The following is an 18,636-nucleotide window of genomic DNA, read 5'->3' as shown; positions in this document are numbered from 1 at the left end:
CTGTCCTCATGCCGATCAACATTCTGATGCCCGCGCTGTCGCCGACCATGGAGAAGGGCAACCTTGCGAAGTGGCTGAAGAAGGAGGGCGACAAGGTCAAAAGTGGCGACGTCATCGCCGAGATCGAGACCGATAAGGCGACGATGGAAGTCGAGGCCGCCGACGAAGGCACGCTGGCCAAGATCATCGTGCCCGAAGGCACCCAAGACGTTCCGGTCAACGACGTGATCGCGGTGCTCGCCGCGGACGGCGAGGACGTGAAAGCGGCGGGGGCAGGCGGGACGGCCAGTGCCGGCGGTGCCCCCTCACCCCAGCCCTCTCCCCAGAGGGGAGAGGGAGCCGGCCCTGCGGGTGGCAAGGCCGAGGCCAATTCGCACGCACAGGACAAGGCTGACCAGAGGCCGACGCCACAGCCGCCTTCACCTCTCCCCAACGGGGGGAGGTCGCCGCCGCAGGCGGCGGGTGAGGGGGCTACGGCGCCAGCGAATGGCCGCGTGTTCGCCTCGCCGTTGGCGCGGCGGCTGGCGAAGGATGCGGGCATCGATATCGCCCGCGTCACCGGCACCGGCCCGCACGGCCGCGTCATCGCCCGCGACGTCGAGCAGGCCAAGAGCGGCGGCGGCCTGAAGGCGCCGGCAGCGGCCCCTGCGGCCGGTCCGGCGATCGCGCCGGCGATGTCGGATCAGCAGATCCGTGCGCTGTATCCGGAAGGCTCTTACGAAGTGGTGCCGCACGACGGCATGCGCCGGACCATTGCGCAAAGGTTGACGCAGTCGACCCAGACCATTCCGCATTTCTATCTGACGATCGACTGCAACCTCGACCGGCTGCTCGCCGCGCGCGAGGACATCAACGCCGCCGCGCCGAAGGACAAGGACGGCAAGCCGGCCTACAAGCTGTCGGTCAACGACTTCATCATCAAAGCGATGGCGATCGCCCTGCAGCGCATCCCGGACGCCAACGTGTCGTGGACCGAAGGCGGAATGCTGAAGCACAAGCACTCCGACATCGGCGTTGCTGTCGCGATGCCGGGCGGGCTGATCACCCCGATCATCCGCAGTGCGGAGACGGCGTCGCTGTCGTCGATCTCGGCGCAGATGAAGGACTTTGCCGCGCGCGCCCGCGCTCGCAAGCTGAAGCCCGAAGAGTATCAGGGCGGCACTACCGCGGTGTCCAATCTCGGCATGTTCGGCATCAAGGACTTCACCGCGGTGATCAATCCGCCGCATGCCACCATCCTGGCGGTCGGCACCGGCGAGCAGCGCCCGATCGTCAAGGATGGCAAGATCGAGATCGCCACCATGATGAGCGTGACGCTGTCTTGCGATCACCGCGCCGTCGACGGTGCGCTCGGCGCCGAACTGATCGGCGCCTTCAAGACGTTGATCGAAAATCCCGTGATGATGATGGTGTGAACGTCTTCCCCTCTCTCCTTGTGGGAGAGGGGGCCACCTGGGGCCGGGTGAAGGGAAGAAGAGCGAGTAGTTATGTCCGACACCTCCTTCGACGTTATCATCATCGGCTCCGGACCCGGCGGCTATGTCGCGGCGATCCGGGCGGCGCAGCTTGGGTTCAAGACCGCGATCGTCGAGAAGTCGTATCTCGGCGGCATCTGTTTGAACTGGGGCTGCATTCCGACCAAGGCGCTGCTGCGCTCGGCGGAGATCTATCACTACATGCAGCACGCCAAGGATTACGGGCTGTCGGCCGACAACATCTCGTTCGATCCGAAGGCGATCGTGCAGCGCTCGCGCGGGGTGTCGAAGCGGCTGAACGACGGCGTCGGCTTCCTGATGAAGAAGAACAAGATCTCGATCATCTGGGGCGCGGCGACCATCGACGCGCCGGGCAAGCTCACCGTCGCCGCCTCCAAGACCGAAGCGCCGAAGGGCGCGCTGCCGCCGGGCAGTTATCAGGCCAAGCACATCATCGTCGCGACCGGGGCGCGGCCGCGGGTGCTGCCGGGGCTCGAGCCGGACAAGAAGCTGGTCTGGACCTATTTCGAGGCGATGGTGCCGGAAGTGATGCCGAAGTCGCTGCTGGTGGTCGGCTCCGGCGCGATCGGCATCGAGTTCGCCTCGTTCTTCCACACCATGGGCGCCAAGGTCACCGTAGTCGAGGTGTTGCCGCAGATCCTCCCGGTCGAGGACGCCGAGATCGCCGCGCTCGCCCGCAAGCGGTTCGAGAAGCAGGGCATCAAGATTCTGACCGGCGCCAAGGTCACCAAGCTCGACAAGAAGGCCGATAGCGTCGTTGCCACCATCGATCCCGGCAACGGCAAGCCGGAGACTGCCGAATTCGACCGTGTGATCTCGGCGGTCGGCGTGGTCGGCAACGTCGAGAACCTGGGCCTCGACAAGCTCGGGGTGAAGCTCGATCGCGGCACCATCGTCACCGACGGGCTCGGCAAGACCAATGTGCCGGGCATTTACGCCATCGGCGACGTCGCCGGGCCGCCGATGCTGGCGCACAAGGCCGAGCATGAGGGGGTGATCTGTGTGGAGGCCATCAAGGGCCTGCATCCGCATCCGCTCGACAAGAGCCTGATCCCGGGCTGCACCTACTGCCAGCCTCAAATCGCCTCCGTGGGCCTTACTGAGGCCAAGGCGAAGGAGCAGGGCCGGGAGATCCGGGTCGGCCGTTTCCCGTTCACCGCCAACGGCAAGGCGATTGCGCTCGGCGAGGACCAGGGCCTGGTCAAGGTGATCTTCGACAAGACCACCGGGCAGCTCTTGGGCGCGCATATGATCGGCGCCGAAGTCACCGAGCTGATCCAGGGCTACGTGGTGGCGATGAACCTCGAAACCACCGAGGAAGAGCTGATGCACACCGTCTTCCCGCATCCGACCCTGTCGGAGATGATGAAGGAAGCCGTGCTCGACGCCTACGGCAAGGTGCTCAACGCCTGACCCCAGCGGCTACTAAGTGCACCTGAAAAGGGTGTCCGCCAGGACACTCTTGTTGCTATGCCGCAACAGTTCCGCATCATTTAACCGTCTTTGACGGTCGCTCTTGCACACGCCGCTTTTTGGCCACACCGGTCAATGAGATCATCAGACCTAAGCCGAGCGCAGGTCGATGGTCTTACCGGGAGGGTCCGGAAGCCCGATAGCGAGGCGGCCGGAAAGACGAGTTCGCGAATGTTCGCCACGACGCCGATGAGGTCGATGCCGACGAGCCACCAGGTCACTGGCGGCGCCGCGAACCTGTCGGAAGCGGTTAGTGCGGGCCTGCTCGGCCTCGACTCCCAAATTCACGTCTTCAAAAAGTCACTGTCTGCCGCGGATTTGCAGCGGCTCGGCCGTCATCTCGCCAAACAGCAGGGCGATGGTGAGGTTGCCCAGCTCCCGGCGACGATCTTGCGCAATCATGGCCACATAAGGTGCGATCACCTGACCGTCGAACAGCCGACGGCCGGTCGCGGCCGTGACAGAAATTTGACCGCCGCAGCGTTGGCAACCGACCCGTCCGAAACGGGTGTTGCCGCGACAGAGGAGAGGGCGGGAGCGTGTTGGATGGAAAGCCGGCGGGTCGTTGCGACCACACCGGGGGTGACCCGCGAGATGTGCGATGCGGAATTTTAAGCGTAGCGTTTTTGCCGCGTTGCTGATCGGCGCAGGAGCGAGCGCCGTCCCGGCGGCTGCATTCGAAGGCACCCCGGTTCGCCCGGAGGACACCGCGATCCCGGTCGCCACCAGCCAGCCGGCCACCGCGCCGGCGCTGAAGAAGGCGCTGCCGGCGGCGCCCTCGACCACTTCGCTCACGGCCTTGCAGTATGCCGCCGAAGGCGGCCACCCGATTGCGCAGTGGCGGCTCGGGAAGATGTATGCCGACGGCAACGGCGTCGACCAGGACGACCTGCGCGCGTTCGACTATTTCAGCAAGATCGCCAACGCCCACGCCGAGGACAGCCCGTCCGCGCCGCAGGCCGCGATCGTCGCCAACGCCTTTGTGGCGCTCGGCCGCTACTATCTCGACGGCATCCCGAATTCGAAGGTCAAGCGCGATCCGGAGCGGGCGCGCGAGATGTTCTCTTACGCCGCCTCGTATTTCGGCAATGCCGACGCGCAGTACGATCTGGCCCGGCTGTACATCGACGGCGTCGGCGTGCCGCGCGACTTCCGCTATGGCGCGCGCTGGCTCGGCCTCGCGGCTCAGAAGGGCCAGCACCAGGCCCAGGCCATGCTCGGCCAGCTGCTGTTCAACGGCGAGAAGCTGCCCCGCCAGGCCGCCCGCGGCCTGATGTGGCTGACGCTGGCCCGCGATGCCGCGACGCCGGAAGAGGCGTGGATCAAGGACAGCTACAACAAGGCCTTCTCCAAGGCATCTGACGACGACCGGGTGATGGCGCTGCAGATGCTCGAGCACTGGGTCCAGGGCCGCCGGGACTGATTGATCCCGCCACGTTCGCCGTCTCCAGAGGTGGCGAACGACGCGAGCCGTCGAAGGCAACGCTGAGGTCAGGGTCTTGCGCCATCCTTCGAGGCCGCCGCTGCCCGGCGGCGCCTCCGAATGCCACTCAGATTTGCGCGTACGTCGCTACGCAGCTTCGAGGTCGAGATCCGCCCACACCGGAACGTGGTCCGAGGGCTTTTCCCAATTGCGCACATAGCTGTCGATGCCGACGTGGCGCAGCCGGTCGGCGGCCTGCGGCGACAGCAGCAGGTGGTCGATCCGCAGCCCCCAGTTCTTCTGCCAGGCGCCGGCCTGGTAGTCCCAGAAGGTGTACTGGCCGGGCGCATCGGTGGTGGCGCGCAGGGCGTCGGTCAGGCCGAGGCCGAGCAGGGTCTGGAAGCTCTCGCGGGTCTCCGGGCGGAATAGCGCGTCCTCGGTCCAGGCGGCCGGATTATGGACGTCCTCCGGCTGCGGGATCACGTTGAAATCGCCGGCCAGGATCAGCGGCTCCTCGGTCTTCAACCGCTGCTGGGCGTAGTCGCGCAGCCGCGCCATCCAGCTCAGCTTGTAGGGATACTTTTCGGTGCCGACCGGGTTGCCGTTCGGCAGGTACAGGCAGGCGACGCGGACGACGCCGCGCTTCAAAGACACCACACCTTCGAGAAACCGGGCATGGACGTCGGCGTCGTCACCGGCGAGGCCTGGATTGGCTTCTTCCAGCGGATATTTCGACAGCAGCGCCACGCCGTTGAAGGTCTTCTGGCCGTGGGTGACGACGTTGTAGCCGAGCGCCTCGATCGGCTCGCGCGGAAACGCCTCGTCGACGCACTTGATTTCCTGCAGGCAGACCACGTCGGGCTGGCAGTCCTGCAGCCAGCTGACCAGATGGTCCAACCGCTGCCGGACCGAGTTGACGTTCCAAGTCGCAATCCGCATCGCGCCGTCCGTTGCCCGGGATGATTTGCGCCGCGGCAGATCGTGCCGTGCAGCGCTGTGATAGAGCAATCCGCGTCGGACGCAAATCGGGCGCGGCGATCGCTGTGAGCCGCCGCGCGATCGTCCACGGCAGCGCGAACAGCCGAGAGCGGAGCGCCGGGCATGTCGAGTCGCGGAGCACGGATGGTCGAAGCCATGCAGCTCAGGGGCATGACCAAGCAACATGCCTTGGCCTTCGCCATGGGCGTCAACGAAAGCACCGTGACCCGCTGGAAGAACAACGGCCCGATCTCGGTCGATCACGCCGTGCTGCTGTGCGGCGTTCTCGACATCTCGCTGGACTGGTTCCTGACCGGCCGCGGCCGGATCGACGGCCACGCCCTTCCGCCGCGTGCCGAGCCGGCTGATTCGAGACTGGTCAGCTGCGTCCGGCGAGCCGAGATGCGGATGTCGGAGCGCTCGAAGACGCTTCTGATTGCCTTCATCGCCTCGTTATTCCCCGAGGTCACGGACCTCTGAGCGCCCCAAGTTGCCACCCGCGCAAGTTGAGCGGCTGCATTTTGCTCGTAATGCAATCATAAGTTGCATTTCGGTAGGACTGCGTGCGTTACGGTTGTGCAACTCTCGGTTGTATATATTCCGAGGGTTCAACCCGCACCCGTAGCCCGCCAGGAGAGACCATCATGGCCACCAAGATCACCATCAACGTCACGAACAACAGCGCTTCGACCCAGAATTTCTTCTTCTTCCAACAGCCGGCGGTCTATTCCGGCGGTCCCAAGGTCTACACCAACAGCCTCTACAGTCAGACGCTGCTGCCGTATGCGACCTCGGGGTCGGTGCTGAGCTTCACCATGATCCTGCAGTACTATGCCGGCGTGCAGCAGCAGGTGGATCCGCCGCAGATCGGGCAGCCGTCCGGGCAGCTCGGCGCGATTCAGCCGATCGAGCTCACGCCTGCGACCGGCGGTACGCCGACGAAGAACACCACAAACATGACAGTTGATCCGTCGCTGGGCCTGACCGTACCGACTTCGACCGATGGTCCGCAGGCCGGTTCGTTCCGGATCATCACGCCGGTGTACGATCCGGTGCTGATGAACTACAGCGCGGGCTCGGCGGTGCAATCACTGACCGGGGCCATCACGCTGTCGAACTTCGTGACCGCTCAGCCGAACACCAATCTGGACTGTCAGCCGATCATCAAGTTCTACGTTCAGACCGGCACCTACACCGCCGGAACGGTGATGAACTTCACCTCGTCGTCGGTGGGCGCGGCGCTCTGCGACGCCACCCCTGGCTTCACCACCTTCAACGTCAGCTACAACAACAACGGCACCTGGACGGTGAAGAACATGGCGGTGTCGCAGCTCGCCAATGGCAGCCGCGGTCTGCTCGAGAAGTCGTCCTTCACGACCGAGCTGAACGCGGCGGCACAGGCCGCGGAGGTTCTCAACGAGGCAGGTACGGCAGTTGTGTCGACGGGCCAGGCGGCGAACTTCCTGCGCCCGATCACCGTGACCAACCTCACGACCCCGGGCGCGATCATTCTGAATCGCGACTACCAGGTCGGCCCGGTCGGTGGCCGGTATCAGGGTTTGACCTGCACGGACATTACCGGAAATACCGCGGTATTCGACTAAGAGTGCGCTAAGCTCTTGGTCGGTTAAAGCCCGAGCCGGCGGCACTAAGTCACGGCCGGAGGCGATGCTGCCTCCGGCCGTTCGCGTTGACGAAGACGACGGAAGCGACGCGACAGTCATGGCGACGACGATCACCATCAATCTCAAGAACAACAGCGATACTTCGCAGGATTTCTGCTTCTTCCAGCAGCCCGCGCAGTATTCGACCAGTGCTCAGGTCTATGTCAGCAGCCTGTGCGGTCAGCCTTTGCTGCCTTACACCACGTCCGGCGCGGTGCTCAGTTTCATGTTCACGCCGAAATCCTACGCCGGCGTTCAGCAGCAGATTGCGCCGCCAACGCCGGGTCAACCGGTCGGGCAGGCGGGCGCTATTCGCGCGATCGAGCTGACGCCGGCGCAAGGGACGCCGATCAACAACACCACGACGATGTCGGTGTCGCCGTCGCTCGGCCTGTCGATGCCGACGTCGACAGACGACGTGCCGGTCGGCGCGTTCCGGATCGTCACCGCGGTGTTCGACCCGACGCTGACCAACTACAACGCCGGCGTGGCCATGCAGTCGCTCGCCGGCGGGGTCCTGCTGTCCAATTTCGTGACAGCGCCGCCGAATGCTCGGCTCGACTGCACCCCGTCGCTGAAATTCTACGTCCAGACCGGCAAGTACGTCGCCGGCACGGTGTTGAGCTTTGCATCCCTGTCGCCGACCGCAGCGCTGTGTGATGCGGCGGCGGGCTACACGGCGTTCGATGTCAGCTACAACACCGATGGTAGCTGGACGGTCAAGAACATGGTGGCCGGGCGCCTCAAGGACGGCAAGCCCGGTCTGATCGTGAAGTCCGAATTTACAACGTCCTGACGAGCGCCGGGCCAAAAGGCGCTGCTATCCCGGCAGTCCCCGCAACACCAGTGCAAGGCAGACGATCACCATGATCGACGGCAGCGCCCAGCGGCAGTGCGAACGCAGTCCCATGGCGAGGACGTGATAGCGCGAGGCTGGATCGCTGCGCGGCTTCCATAGCAGCGCGTCGATCAGCACCACCACCACGAGATAGAAATAACCGAGCGAGATGATCTTCGCGATCGGCGTGTTCAGCGAGATCGAGCCGGGAAAGCTCGCTTCGTAGGTGAAGCTGATCGCCGCCAGCGCCAGCAGGGCGGAGAACACCAGGCTTCCGTGATCCTTAGGCGCGGTGCCGGGGATCCACAGCACGAACAGCGACACCGCCAAGGTCGAGACGATCGGGATGAACAGCCGCAGCAGATAGCGCTCCGACAGCCGCTCGATTCCGACGGTCGCGTTCAGCCGCGAATACGCCCGCGCGTTCCAGCCGGCTGCTTCGTCGTAGAAGAACGTCAGGTCGAGCGGGCGCCAATCGATCACCGATAGTTTCGGTTCGATCCGCGAGAACAGCCGGTCGGTCTCGGTGGTCACCAGCATCGCGTCCTGCTTGGCGTAGCGCGGCAGCGAAAACGACAGCGACAGCCGTTGGCGGTCGAATGGAAACGCCGCCATGTCCACGCCGACGCGGAAATCGGCCTCGTAGCGTTCCACCAGCACGACGCTGCCGTCCGAATAGACAGAGACGGCGTCGGCCTTGGCACGGGGCTCGCCGAGCTGATTGTCGATCGCCAGACCCGGCGTCCAGATCCCGGCGATATACTGCCGTGCTTCGGCGCCGACGCGGTCGATCCGTGAGGTGCCGGCGTCGAGCGGATCGAACCGCCGGCGCGGATCGGTCCAGCGCTGGGTGACTTCGATGTACAGCCGCGCGCGGCCGATCACCTCGCGGATTTCTGTGATGTCGAGTACGCGCAAACCGATGCGGACCTTGACCGGCAGCTCGACGCCTTCGGGCAGTCCTTCCGACGGTGAGCCTGCGGCGGATGCGGGTGCTCCGCATAGCGCGACGAAAACGATCATTAGAGCCGCGAGCAGTGACCTCATGCCTGCGCCTCATCGCGCGGCCTCAGCATCCGGGCCAACACCGAGAAGGCGACAAAGGCGAGCACGGTGCCGATCAGCGCCGCCGCGATCAGTTCGATCCGGGTCCGCTGCAACGCGGCGCCGTGCGACGGGAAGCTCTTCACCGCCGCGATGTTGCCGATCATCCGGCCGGAGAAGTCGATCAGCGGCTGCACCAGGATCGCGCCGGTCTCGCCGCCGATCCGATACGGGCTGATCTCGCGGGTGCGAGCGAGGCGGATCGCGCCGTCGCGCAACAGGCCGGTGAACAGCGGGGTGTCGGTCGAGGCGAGCGCGATCAGGTCGCCGAACTGCTCGCCCTTATCGCCTGGCCCACGCGGCGGCAGCTCGGCGAGTGATTGGCTCAGCACCACCGCGATGTCGGCGTTGGTCAGCGTCTTCACCTGTTCGAGGATTGGCTCGAGATTGAGGCCGGCCTCGACGGTGCCGACGAAGCGGTCGCCATCGTTGATCACCGCGATGCCGCGCACGAAGGTGCCGGCGACGCCGATCTCCAAGCCGACCTGCGAGCGCCGCGTCTTGTTGGCGGCGAGCACCATCTGGCGAAACTTCGTCAGGTCGTCGCCGAACTTGTCCGGCAGATGCAGCCGCAACAGATAGGTCATGTCGGCGGCGTGAAAGCCGAACACCCGCACGCCCTGGCTTTTCAGATACGCATAGGGCGCGGCCGTGAGCTCCGTCAGCGCGGCGCGGTCACCGGCGGCAAGCGCGCGCGCGACGGCGCGCTGCCGCGCCGTGGTCTCCGCCTGGGTCAGCGCGAACCGTCCGGCTTCGTCGAGCGCGGCGGTGATCGCCTGGCTGACCGCCGCCATCTGGTGATCGCGGTCGCGCGCGATCACGTCGTTCTGCATTGAGAAGGTGAGGGCGAGCATTGCGCCAAAGCTCAGCGCCAGCACCAGTGCGGTGATCAGGCCGGCTTGGACGCTGGAGACGCGCAGAGGCACACGAGGAACGCTGGGAGGCAACGACATCGAGGTTTCCGGGGGCTGTTGACCCATCCTCGACATGGCGCGCAGCGCGCGGGGCACCGCGCGCTGCCAAAAGGTCGTTTGGAGGGGTCTTTGGCCGCGCCTTAGCGGAATTGGGAACCGGAACCAAGAGCGGAAGGTACGGCAGGGGACGTTTGTCTTGACCGAGCGTCTCAAAGCTCACGGCCGCGGGTGCCACCCGGCCGCCGCAACCGTGCCGTCGATCAGAACCTCAGATCGAGAAGCTGGTGCCGCAGCCGCAGGAGGCGGTGGCGTTCGGGTTGTTGACCCGGAACGAGGCGCCGATCAGGTCATCGACGAAGTCGACTTCCGAGCCCGCGAGGAACGGCACCGAGGCGGAATCGACCAGAACCACCGCGCCATCCCTGGCGATCACCAGATCGTCGTCGGTCTTGGTGCGGTCGACGTCGAATTTGTACTGGAAGCCGGAGCAGCCGCCGCCTTCGACGCTGATCCGCAGCATCGCGCCCTGGCCTTCGCCCTTGAGGATTTCGCCGATCCGGCGCGCCGCGCGTTCGCTGATGGTGACGCTGGATTCCGTCATCTCGCCGCTCCGTTTCGTCGGGCAGGGCCCGTCATTGGATTTCTTTGCCAACAATAGTTAAGTGCGCCGCACCGCAGAATCAAACGTTGAAGGACGAGTCGCGCGCGTGTCGGTCGGTATGGCAGCTCCCCGTGCAGCTTTTGGCTGCGATCCGGACCACAGCCGCGGCCGGCAATTCCATGAGCCGCCGAGCCGGACCCGCAGCGCGTTTCGACGCGATTGCGACCGCGTCATCCATTCCAACGCGTTTCGCCGGCTGAAGCACAAGACCCAGGTCTTCGTGTTTCACGAAGGCGATCACTACCGAACCCGTCTGACCCACAGCCTGGAAGTAGCGCAGATCGCCCGGGCGCTGGCCCGCCAGCTCGGGCTCGACGAAGACCTCACCGAGACGCTGGCGCTGGCCCACGACCTCGGTCATCCGCCGTTCGGCCACGCCGGTGAGCGCGCGCTCGACGCTTGCCTCAAGGATGCCGGCGGCTTCGATCACAATGCGCAGACGCTGCGGGTGCTGACGGCACTCGAACACCGCTATCCCGAGTTCGACGGGCTCAACCTGACCTGGGAAACGCTGGAAGGCGTGGTCAAGCACAATGGCCCGCTGACCGACCGCGCCGGCGCGCCGCTGCCGCGCTATGCCGAACACGGCGTGCCGCGCGGCATCACCGAGTTCAACCAGCGCTTCGATCTGCAGCTGTGGAGCTTCGCCTCGCTCGAGGCCCAGGTCGCGGCGATCGCCGACGACATCGCCTACGATGCCCATGACATCGACGACGGCCTGCGCGCCGGTCTGTTCGGCATCGACGATCTGGTCGAAGTACCGCTGGTGGCGCGGATCATCGCCGCGATCGATAAGCGCTATCCGGGGCTCGACGACGGCCGGCGCGGCGCCGAGCTGGTGCGCGAGCTGATCTCGCTCTTCATCGGCGCGGTCGCGGCCGAGGCGGAGCGGCGGATCAGCGAGGCGGGGCCGGGCTCGGCGGATGACGTTCGCCGTGCGGAGCGGGCGCTGGTCGCGTTTCCGGCCGAGACCGCCAAAGCCGAAGCCGAGATCAAGGCGTTCCTGTGGACCCGGATGTACCGCGCCGAGCGGGTGATGAAGGTGATGCGCGACGCCGAGGCGATCGTCGCCGACCTGTTTCAGCGCTATTGCGACCATCCGTCGGACCTGCCGCCGGACTGGCTGCCGGCCAACGGTCCGGTGGCCGAGTGCGAAGCCGACCGGCTGCTGCGGATTCGCAATTTCATCGCCGGGATGACCGACCGCTACGCGCTTGCCGAGCATCAGCGGCTTTTTGACTCGACCCCGGATTTGCGTTAGGCGGCGCCTCGACCGGCCTGAAACGGCCGCTCCATTTTTCCCTTGTCAGATATGGCCGAGCTCCCGATGTCCACGCATCTTTTCGCCCGTCTCCTGTCGCGCGTGCACGCTGTGTGCGGGGCGCTGATCGAAGAGGGCACGCTGCCCGCCGGGATCGACCTGTCGCGTATCGTGGTCGAGCCGCCGAAGGACGCCTCCCACGGCGACATGGCGACCAATGCCGCGATGGTGCTGGCCAAGGACGCCAAGGCCAAGCCGCGCGACCTCGCCGACAAGATCGCCGACAAGCTGCGCGCCGAGGAGCTGATCGACCAGGTCGCGATCGCCGGCCCCGGCTTCATCAATCTCACGCTGAAGCCGGCGGTGTGGGCGGAGGCGCTGCGCGCCGTGCTCGATGCCGGCACAGGTTACGGCCGCAGCACCATCGGCGGCGGTGAGAAGGTCAACGTCGAATACGTCTCGGCCAATCCGACCGGGCCGATGCATGTCGGCCACTGCCGCGGCGCGGTGTTCGGCGATGCGCTGGCCAATCTGCTCGACACCGCCGGCTTTGCCGTCACCCGCGAGTACTACATCAACGACGCCGGCGCCCAGGTCGATGTGCTGGCACGCTCCGCCTTCCTGCGCTACCGCGAAGCGCTCGGCGAGGCGATCGGTGAAATTCCCGAAGGGCTGTATCCGGGCGATTACCTCAAGCCGGTCGGCGAGGCGCTGAAGGCCGAGCACGGCGCGGCGCTCAAGGAACTGCCGGAAGCGCAGTGGCTGCCGACCGTCCGCGCCAAGGCGATCGTGATGATGATGGAAGCGATCAAGGGCGACCTTGCCGCGCTGAACATCACCCATGAGGTGTTCTTCTCGGAGCGCTCGCTGATCGAAGGCGGCCGCAACCGCGTTGCCGAGACCATCGAGTTCCTGCGCGCCAAGGGTGACGTGTATCAGGGTCGGCTGCCGCCGCCGAAGGGCGCGCCGGTGGAAGACTATGAGGATCGCGAACAGACGCTGTTCCGCGCCACCGCCTATGGCGACGACGTCGATCGGCCGCTGCTGAAGTCGGACGGCTCCTACACCTACTTCGCGTCCGACATCGCCTATCACAAGGTCAAGTTCGACGCCGGCTTCGCCAACATGGTCGACGTCTGGGGCGCCGACCACGGCGGTTACATCAAGCGGATGCAGGCGGCGATCCAGGCGGTGACGGCCGGCAAGGGCGCGCTCGACGTCAAGATCGTTCAGCTCGTGCGGCTGCTGCGCAACGGCGAGCCGGTGAAGATGTCGAAGCGGGCTGGCGACTTCGTCACGCTACGTGAAGTGGTGGATGAGGTTGGTTCCGACGCCGTCCGCTTCATGATGCTGTTCCGCAAGAACGACGCGGTGCTCGACTTCGACCTCGCCAAGGTGATCGAGCAGTCGAAAGACAATCCGGTGTTCTACGTTCAGTACGGCCACGCGCGCGGCCATTCGATCTTCCGCAACGCGCGGGAGGTGGTACCGGATCTGCCCGAGGATTCGCAGGCGCGGGCGGCGATGCTGCGGCAGGCGCCGCTGGAGCGTCTGAACGATCCTGCCGAGCTCGAACTATTGAAGCGACTTGCGCTCTATCCGCGGATCGTCGAAGCCGCCGCCCAGGCTCACGAGCCGCACAGAATCGCGTTTTATCTCAATGAGCTCGCGAGCGAGTTTCATGCGCTTTGGACGCATGGCCGCGATTTGCCTCATTTACGCTTCATTATCAATAATGATGCAGAGATTACCAGGGCGCGCTTGGCGATGGTCCAAGGCGTCGTCTCGGTTTTGGCCTCGGGGCTCGCCATTCTCGGCGTCACTGCGCCGGACGAGATGCGATAGGGGATCGGCCGTCAGATGGGGATCTGGAGCGGCTTGTGAGAGCGGCCGTGTCGTCTGCGAGGGCGCCTTGGGCAGCTTTCCCGAATGGGACGCGACATCACGATGACGGATCGATATCAGAGCCGACCTTTTCCGCTGGACGATGACGACAGCCGGGCGTCGTCCCGCTATCCGCAGAAGCCGGAAAACGATCCGCTCGCCGAACTCGCGCGCCTGATCGGTCAGACCGATCCGTTCGGGCAGACCGCTCCGCGCACCGAGCCGGCGCCGCCGGTTGCGCCGCAGACGCGTTCCACCGATTTTCGTGCCAGCCGTCCGGTGCCGCCGCAGGCCGAGGACGAGTTGTCGCCGCCGCCGATGCCATCGTGGATGCAGCATCGCCAGACGCCGCGTGCGCCTGAGCCGGCGCGCACCCAGGAACCGACCTTTGCGCCGGAGCCGGATTTCAGCCGGCCGCCGTCGTTCATCAATGCGGCACCGCCGCGCCGCGCTGAGGCTCCGAGCTTCGAGCGCGCGCCGGCGATCCAGCCGCCGATCGATCCGAACCCGCTGCAGATGCGGCCGATCGAGCAGCCGGCGATGGATCTGCGCTCGCTCGATCCGCGGTTCGATCCGGCGCCGCCGGAGCAGCGTCAGCTCGATCTGCCGCCGCCGGATCGCGTGCACTACGACCCGCCATTCGAGCCGCTTCCCGCGACGTCGCTGGAGCCCGATCGCTACGACGAGGCGCTGTATGGCCAGCTTCCGGCCGACCCCGCGCCGATCGGTGGCTATCAGGAGGCGCCGTACGGATACGAAGACGGCTACGACGATCAGGCCGATCAGCGCGCGCTGAAGCCGCGCCGCAATACGATGCTGACGGTGGTGGGGATCCTCGCGCTCGCGGTGGTCGGCACTGGTGGCGCGCTGGCGTATCGTACCTTCGCCGGCACGACCCGCACCGGCGAGCCGCCGGTGATCAAGGCTGATACCAGCCCGACCAAGATTCCGGGCCCGTCCAACGACAACGCCGGCAAGCCGATCCAGGATCGGCTCGCGTCCAGCAACGGCGTCGAAGCGTTGGTCTCACGGGAAGAGCAGCCCGCCACCGATCCTTCGCGGATGCCCGGTTCGGGCCCGCGGGTCGTGCTGCCGCAGCTCAACCAGAACCCCAATCCGCCGCCGGTCGCGAGCGTCGCGCCCGGTGCCAAGCCGAACCTGCCGCCGCCGCCGAACAACGGCACGCTGGCTGGCGATGAGCCGCGCAAGATCAAGACCTACAGCATCCGCCCGGATCAGGCCGATGCGGCGGCTCAGCCAGCCGGTGCGGCCCGCACCGCGGCGCCTGCCGCCCGGACGCCCGGACGCGGCGTCGCTGACGCCAACGCCTCGGCCGGCAATGCGCCGCTGTCGCTGTCGCCGAATTCGGCCGAGACCGCAGCGCCGCGGCCGCAGCGCGTCGCCTCGGCGCCTGCGTCAGAGCCGGCCGCCACCTCCGGCGGCTACGTCGTGCAGGTGTCGTCGCAGCGCAACGAGGCCGACGCCAAGGCGTCCTACCGCAGCCTGCAGAGCAAGTTCCCGTCCGTGCTCGGATCGCAGCCGCCGCTGATCAAGCGGGTCGATCTCGGCAGCAAGGGCACCTACTACCGCGCGATGGTCGGACCGTTCTCGTCCGCCGAGCAGGCCCAACAGGTCTGCGGCAACCTAAAAAGTGCCGGCGGACAGTGCGTCGTCCAGAGGAATTAACGGCGGTTTCCTTGACCCTGGAGGCGCGCGCGGGCTAAGCGGCCATGTATGGCACCGCGCGCTTTCATCACCGGTATTGCCGGCTTAAGCCTCAGCGACGATGAGCGCGGATTTCTCCGCGAATCTCGTCCCTGGGGCTTCATCCTGTTCAAGCGTAATGTCGACAATCCGGCGCAAGTCAAGGCGCTGGTTGAAGAATTGCGTGGAACCGTGGATTCCGCGGATGCGCCGGTTCTGATCGACCAGGAAGGCGGCCGGGTGCAGCGGCTTGGACCGCCGCATTGGCCGGTGTATCCGCCGGGCGCAGTTTTCTCCACGCTCTACGACGTCGATCCCGAGGCAGGGTTGACCGCGGCGCGGCTGAGTGCCCGGCTGATTGCGGACGATCTCGCCGCGCTCGGCATCACCGTCGACTGCCTGCCGCTGGCCGACGTGCCGATCGCCGGCGCCGACGCGGTGATTGGTGACCGCGCCTATGGCACCAGCCCGGACAAGGTCGCGGCGATCGCCCGCGCCGTCACCGACGGCCTGGCGCAAGGCGGCGTGCTGCCGGTGCTCAAGCATATCCCCGGTCATGGCCGGGCCACCGCCGACAGTCATCATCGCCTGCCGACGGTGGACACGGCGCGCGAGGAACTCGACCGCACCGACTTCGCCGCGTTCCGGCCGCTCGCGGATCTGCCGATGGCGATGACTGCACATGTTGTGTTTAGCGCGCTCGATGCCGCCCAACCCGCGACCACTTCTGCGACAATCATCGACCGGGTGATTCGCGAATCGATCGGGTTCCAAGGATTGCTGATGAGCGACGACGTCTCGATGAACGCGCTGGCCGGCAGCATCGCCGAGCGCACCCGCGCGATCGTCGCGGCGGGCTGCGACGTCGTCCTGCATTGCAATGGCAAGCTCGACGAGATGCGCCAGGTGGTGGTCGAGACTCCGGAGCTTCAGGGCAGGGCGCTGGCACGCGCCGAGGCGGCGCTGGCCGCCCGCCATGCTCCCCAGCCGTTCGACCGCGCGGCGGCGCGTGCCGAACTCGACGCATTGATCGGCCGCGCAAAGGTGGGCGCATGACCGCTGAGATTCTGCAATTCGAGACTGGCCGGCCTGTCGAGCAGCAGACCGACCAGGACGACGCGCTCGTCATCGACGTCGAGGGCTATGAAGGCCCGCTCGATCTGCTGCTCACGCTGGCGCGGCAGCAGAAGGTCGACCTGCACAAGATCTCGATCCTGGCGCTCGCCGATCAGTATCTGCTGTTCATCGAAGAAGCGCGGAAGATCCGGCTCGAACTCGCCGCCGACTATCTGGTGATGGCGGCGTGGCTCGCCTTCCTGAAGTCGCGCCTGCTGCTGCCGGAGCCGCCGGCCCAGGAAGGTCCGAGCGCCGAAGACATGGCGAACGCGCTGGCCAACCGGCTGCGCCGCCTCGAAGCGATCCGCGAAGCCGCCAACAGGCTGATGACCCGCGCCCAGCTCAATCGCGACATCTTTCCGCGCGGTCAGGTCGAAGAGATCGCCGAGATCAAACATCCGAAATTCACGGCGACGCTGTATGACCTGCTCAGTGCCTACGCGTCGCAGCGCCAGTCGCGCGTGCTCACCACCGTGCATCTCGCCAAGCGCACGGTGTGGTCGCTGAGCGAAGCGCGCGCGTCGCTGGAGCGCCTGGTCGGGCTCGCCGAGGATTGGAGCCGGCTCGACGAATATTTGCTGCGCTACATGCCCGATCCGACCCAGCGCGCCACCGTGCTGGCGTCGAGCTTTGCGGCCGCGCTCGAATTGGTGCGCGAGGGCGAGGTCGAGCTGCATCAGTCGGGCCCCTTGGCGCCTTTGTATTTTCGTAAGCGTCCGCCGTCTCCAGCGATGGAAGCGGCAGCCTTACCGGATGCTCCGGTCGGGTAGTGGAAGAAGGAGACCGAGCCATGGCAAGTCTGGCGGAGAAGCGCATCGTGGAGTTCGAACAGCCGGTCGAACATCTCGCTGATGACAGCGCCGAACAGCAGCCGCAGTCCCGGCCCGAGGAGCTGCGTCTGCTCGAAGCCCTGCTGTTCGCGTCCCCTGAGCCGCTCGATCAGGCTGCGCTTGCCAAGCGCATGCCCGAAGGCGTGGACGTCAAGGTCGCGCTGAAGCAGTTGCAGGAGGACTACGCCGGTCGCGGCGTGAATCTCGTCCGCATTGCCAACAAGTGGACGTTCCGCACCGCCGGCGATCTCGCCTGGCTGATGACGCGCGAGTCCACCGAGACACGGAAGCTGTCGCGTGCCGCGATCGAGATGCTGGCGATCATCGCCTATCACCAGCCGATCACCCGGGTTGAGATCGAAGAGATCCGCGGCGTGGCGACTTCGAAGGGTACGCTCGATGTGCTGCTGGAGACCGGTTGGATCAAGCCGCGCGGCCGTCGCAAGACACCGGGGCGGCCGCTGACCTTCGGCACTACCGAAGCGTTCCTGTCGCAGTTCAGCCTGGAGTCGCTCACCGACCTGCCGGGGCTCGAAGAACTCAAGGGTACCGGCCTGCTCGACACCCGCCTGCCGACCGGCTTCAGCGTGCCGACGCCGTCGGACGATCCGGCGCTGCGCGAAGACGAAGACCCGCTCGAGCCCGGTGATCTCGATCTGGCGCTGGCGCCGCAAGCCGACCCCGAGCTGGATTTGGAGGGCGAAGCCGCGACCGCCGAAGCTGCCGCGTCGGCGACCACCGAGACCACGGGCACCGCGGAGACCGGTGAGTCCGAGCTGGGCGTTGCCGAAGCCGCTGAGCAGGATGCGATCGCGCCGGAGGTCGGTTTCGCCGAGACCGCGGATGACGACGCCGAACCGGTCGAGACCGGCTTTGCCGAGACCTCTGACGATGAGGCCGAGGCTGAAACCGGCTTCGCCGAGACCGAGGAGGCCGACGAGACCGGCGAGATCGAAGACGCCGCCGAAGTCGACGATGGCGAGCTGGAAGCCGAGCAGGCTGACGCTGGCGATTTCGAGGCCGAGGAGGACGTCAGCATCGAGATCGAGACGGTCGAAGTGGAGCTGGTCGCGTCGGATGATCAGGATGAGGACGTTGTCGCCGAGGCGGACGAGGTCGCGTCTGACGACGTCGAAATCGGGGAAGACGACACCGACCAGACCGATGCTCCGGAACTCGATACCGCTGAGTCGGAAGGCTCCGACGAGGACGCCGAGCACGACGCTCACGGCGAGGATGATCAGCACCAGTAAGTCGGCGCTACGCCTCGAAAGGAACTGGATCAGCGGC

At 66.1% G+C, this 18,636-nt stretch carries 17 protein-coding genes; 13 read left to right on the top strand and 4 right to left on the bottom strand.

The features are described from left to right. The first annotated feature begins 8 nt into the window (after nt 1-8). From LRC39_RS14430 to LRC39_RS14415, 4 genes are all read left to right on the top strand, one after another. A complete protein-coding gene (locus LRC39_RS14430) occupies nt 9-1,415 on the top strand; it encodes a pyruvate dehydrogenase complex dihydrolipoamide acetyltransferase (RefSeq protein ID WP_346294748.1) in 1,407 nt (468 codons plus the stop codon). Between the two features lie 72 nt (nt 1,416-1,487). Then, entirely contained in the window at nt 1,488-2,909 is a 1,422-nt protein-coding gene (gene lpdA, locus LRC39_RS14425) for a dihydrolipoyl dehydrogenase (protein ID WP_346294747.1), read from the top strand. 231 nt (nt 2,910-3,140) lie between these two features. Then, complete coding sequence (locus tag LRC39_RS14420; RefSeq protein ID WP_346294746.1) at nt 3,141-3,584, top strand: hypothetical protein; 444 nt, start codon at nt 3,141-3,143, stop codon at nt 3,582-3,584. Then, complete coding sequence (locus LRC39_RS14415) at nt 3,571-4,392, top strand: tetratricopeptide repeat protein (RefSeq protein WP_011158411.1); 822 nt, start codon at nt 3,571-3,573, stop codon at nt 4,390-4,392. The genes LRC39_RS14420 and LRC39_RS14415 overlap by 14 nt, the downstream gene beginning before the upstream one ends. Before the next feature lie 147 nt (nt 4,393-4,539). Here the strand turns inward: LRC39_RS14415 and xth are convergent, their stop codons facing one another. Next, a complete protein-coding gene (gene xth, locus LRC39_RS14410; protein ID WP_107346614.1) occupies nt 4,540-5,331 on the bottom strand; it encodes an exodeoxyribonuclease III in 792 nt (263 codons plus the stop codon). Nucleotides 5,332-5,514: 183 nt separating this feature from the next. On the opposite strand from xth, the gene LRC39_RS14405 reads away from it, so the two are divergent. From LRC39_RS14405 to LRC39_RS14395, 3 genes are all read left to right on the top strand, one after another. Next, nucleotides 5,515-5,850, top strand: a complete 336-nt coding sequence (locus LRC39_RS14405; protein WP_346294745.1) for a helix-turn-helix domain-containing protein — start codon at nt 5,515-5,517, stop codon at nt 5,848-5,850. 164 nt (nt 5,851-6,014) lie between these two features. Next, nucleotides 6,015-6,974 carry a hypothetical protein gene (locus tag LRC39_RS14400; RefSeq protein ID WP_346294744.1) on the top strand — a complete coding sequence of 320 codons (960 nt, stop codon included), beginning with the start codon at nt 6,015-6,017 and terminating at the stop codon, nt 6,972-6,974. A 118-nt stretch (nt 6,975-7,092) separates the two neighbouring features. Continuing rightward, nucleotides 7,093-7,830 carry a hypothetical protein gene (locus tag LRC39_RS14395; RefSeq protein ID WP_346294743.1) on the top strand — a complete coding sequence of 246 codons (738 nt, stop codon included), beginning with the start codon at nt 7,093-7,095 and terminating at the stop codon, nt 7,828-7,830. Between the two features lie 24 nt (nt 7,831-7,854). Here the strand turns inward: LRC39_RS14395 and LRC39_RS14390 are convergent, their stop codons facing one another. The 3 genes from LRC39_RS14390 to erpA all read right to left on the bottom strand — a co-directional run bounded on the left by LRC39_RS14390 (nt 7,855) and on the right by erpA (nt 10,491). Then, nucleotides 7,855-8,919 (bottom strand): neurotransmitter-gated ion-channel ligand-binding protein, encoded by a 1,065-nt coding sequence (locus LRC39_RS14390; RefSeq protein ID WP_346294742.1) that lies wholly within the window; start codon nt 8,917-8,919, stop codon nt 7,855-7,857. Then, nucleotides 8,916-9,929, bottom strand: a complete 1,014-nt coding sequence (locus LRC39_RS14385; RefSeq protein ID WP_346294741.1) for a cache domain-containing protein — start codon at nt 9,927-9,929, stop codon at nt 8,916-8,918. Before LRC39_RS14385 ends, LRC39_RS14390 begins: the two co-directional genes overlap by 4 nt. Nucleotides 9,930-10,158: 229 nt before the next feature. Continuing rightward, a complete protein-coding gene (gene erpA, locus LRC39_RS14380; RefSeq protein WP_107344758.1) occupies nt 10,159-10,491 on the bottom strand; it encodes an iron-sulfur cluster insertion protein ErpA in 333 nt (110 codons plus the stop codon). A 106-nt stretch (nt 10,492-10,597) separates the two neighbouring features. Between erpA and LRC39_RS14375 the strand changes: the two genes are divergently transcribed. The 6 genes from LRC39_RS14375 to scpB all read left to right on the top strand — a co-directional run bounded on the left by LRC39_RS14375 (nt 10,598) and on the right by scpB (nt 18,599). After that, nucleotides 10,598-11,812 (top strand): deoxyguanosinetriphosphate triphosphohydrolase, encoded by a 1,215-nt coding sequence (locus LRC39_RS14375; RefSeq protein WP_346294740.1) that lies wholly within the window; start codon nt 10,598-10,600, stop codon nt 11,810-11,812. A 51-nt stretch (nt 11,813-11,863) separates the two neighbouring features. Continuing rightward, entirely contained in the window at nt 11,864-13,657 is a 1,794-nt protein-coding gene (gene argS, locus LRC39_RS14370; RefSeq protein ID WP_346294739.1) for an arginine--tRNA ligase, read from the top strand. A gap of 102 nt (nt 13,658-13,759) precedes the next feature. After that, the gene (locus tag LRC39_RS14365; protein WP_346294738.1) at nt 13,760-15,382 is read left to right on the top strand and encodes an SPOR domain-containing protein; all 1,623 of its coding nucleotides are present in this window, start codon (nt 13,760-13,762) and stop codon (nt 15,380-15,382) included. A 48-nt stretch (nt 15,383-15,430) separates the two neighbouring features. Further along, nucleotides 15,431-16,456, top strand: a complete 1,026-nt coding sequence (gene nagZ, locus LRC39_RS14360; RefSeq protein WP_346294737.1) for a beta-N-acetylhexosaminidase — start codon at nt 15,431-15,433, stop codon at nt 16,454-16,456. After that, nucleotides 16,453-17,286 carry a segregation and condensation protein A gene (locus tag LRC39_RS14355; RefSeq protein WP_107355852.1) on the top strand — a complete coding sequence of 278 codons (834 nt, stop codon included), beginning with the start codon at nt 16,453-16,455 and terminating at the stop codon, nt 17,284-17,286. The genes nagZ and LRC39_RS14355 overlap by 4 nt, the downstream gene beginning before the upstream one ends. Nucleotides 17,287-17,306: 20 nt before the next feature. After that, complete coding sequence (gene scpB / locus LRC39_RS14350) at nt 17,307-18,599, top strand: SMC-Scp complex subunit ScpB (protein WP_346294736.1); 1,293 nt, start codon at nt 17,307-17,309, stop codon at nt 18,597-18,599. Nucleotides 18,600-18,636 lie beyond the last annotated feature (37 nt).

Source organism: Rhodopseudomonas sp. P1 (assembly GCF_039642825.1).
Taxonomy (GTDB): domain Bacteria; phylum Pseudomonadota; class Alphaproteobacteria; order Rhizobiales; family Xanthobacteraceae; genus Rhodopseudomonas; species Rhodopseudomonas palustris_H.
This window is presented reverse-complemented; position numbering and strand designations above follow the sequence as displayed.

Coding starts and splice junctions, on each gene's coding strand:
- LRC39_RS14430 (WP_346294748.1), top strand. CDS start 9: ATGCCGATCAACATTCTGATGCCCGCGCTGTCGCCGACCATGGAGAAG.
- lpdA (WP_346294747.1), top strand. CDS start 1,488: ATGTCCGACACCTCCTTCGACGTTATCATCATCGGCTCCGGACCCGGC.
- LRC39_RS14420 (WP_346294746.1), top strand. CDS start 3,141: ATGTTCGCCACGACGCCGATGAGGTCGATGCCGACGAGCCACCAGGTC.
- LRC39_RS14415 (WP_011158411.1), top strand. CDS start 3,571: ATGCGGAATTTTAAGCGTAGCGTTTTTGCCGCGTTGCTGATCGGCGCA.
- xth (WP_107346614.1), bottom strand. CDS start 5,331: ATGCGGATTGCGACTTGGAACGTCAACTCGGTCCGGCAGCGGTTGGAC.
- LRC39_RS14405 (WP_346294745.1), top strand. CDS start 5,515: ATGGTCGAAGCCATGCAGCTCAGGGGCATGACCAAGCAACATGCCTTG.
- LRC39_RS14400 (WP_346294744.1), top strand. CDS start 6,015: ATGGCCACCAAGATCACCATCAACGTCACGAACAACAGCGCTTCGACC.
- LRC39_RS14395 (WP_346294743.1), top strand. CDS start 7,093: ATGGCGACGACGATCACCATCAATCTCAAGAACAACAGCGATACTTCG.
- LRC39_RS14390 (WP_346294742.1), bottom strand. CDS start 8,919: ATGAGGTCACTGCTCGCGGCTCTAATGATCGTTTTCGTCGCGCTATGC.
- LRC39_RS14385 (WP_346294741.1), bottom strand. CDS start 9,929: ATGTCGTTGCCTCCCAGCGTTCCTCGTGTGCCTCTGCGCGTCTCCAGC.
- erpA (WP_107344758.1), bottom strand. CDS start 10,491: ATGACGGAATCCAGCGTCACCATCAGCGAACGCGCGGCGCGCCGGATC.
- argS (WP_346294739.1), top strand. CDS start 11,864: ATGGCCGAGCTCCCGATGTCCACGCATCTTTTCGCCCGTCTCCTGTCG.
- LRC39_RS14365 (WP_346294738.1), top strand. CDS start 13,760: ATGACGGATCGATATCAGAGCCGACCTTTTCCGCTGGACGATGACGAC.
- nagZ (WP_346294737.1), top strand. CDS start 15,431: ATGGCACCGCGCGCTTTCATCACCGGTATTGCCGGCTTAAGCCTCAGC.
- LRC39_RS14355 (WP_107355852.1), top strand. CDS start 16,453: ATGACCGCTGAGATTCTGCAATTCGAGACTGGCCGGCCTGTCGAGCAG.
- scpB (WP_346294736.1), top strand. CDS start 17,307: ATGGCAAGTCTGGCGGAGAAGCGCATCGTGGAGTTCGAACAGCCGGTC.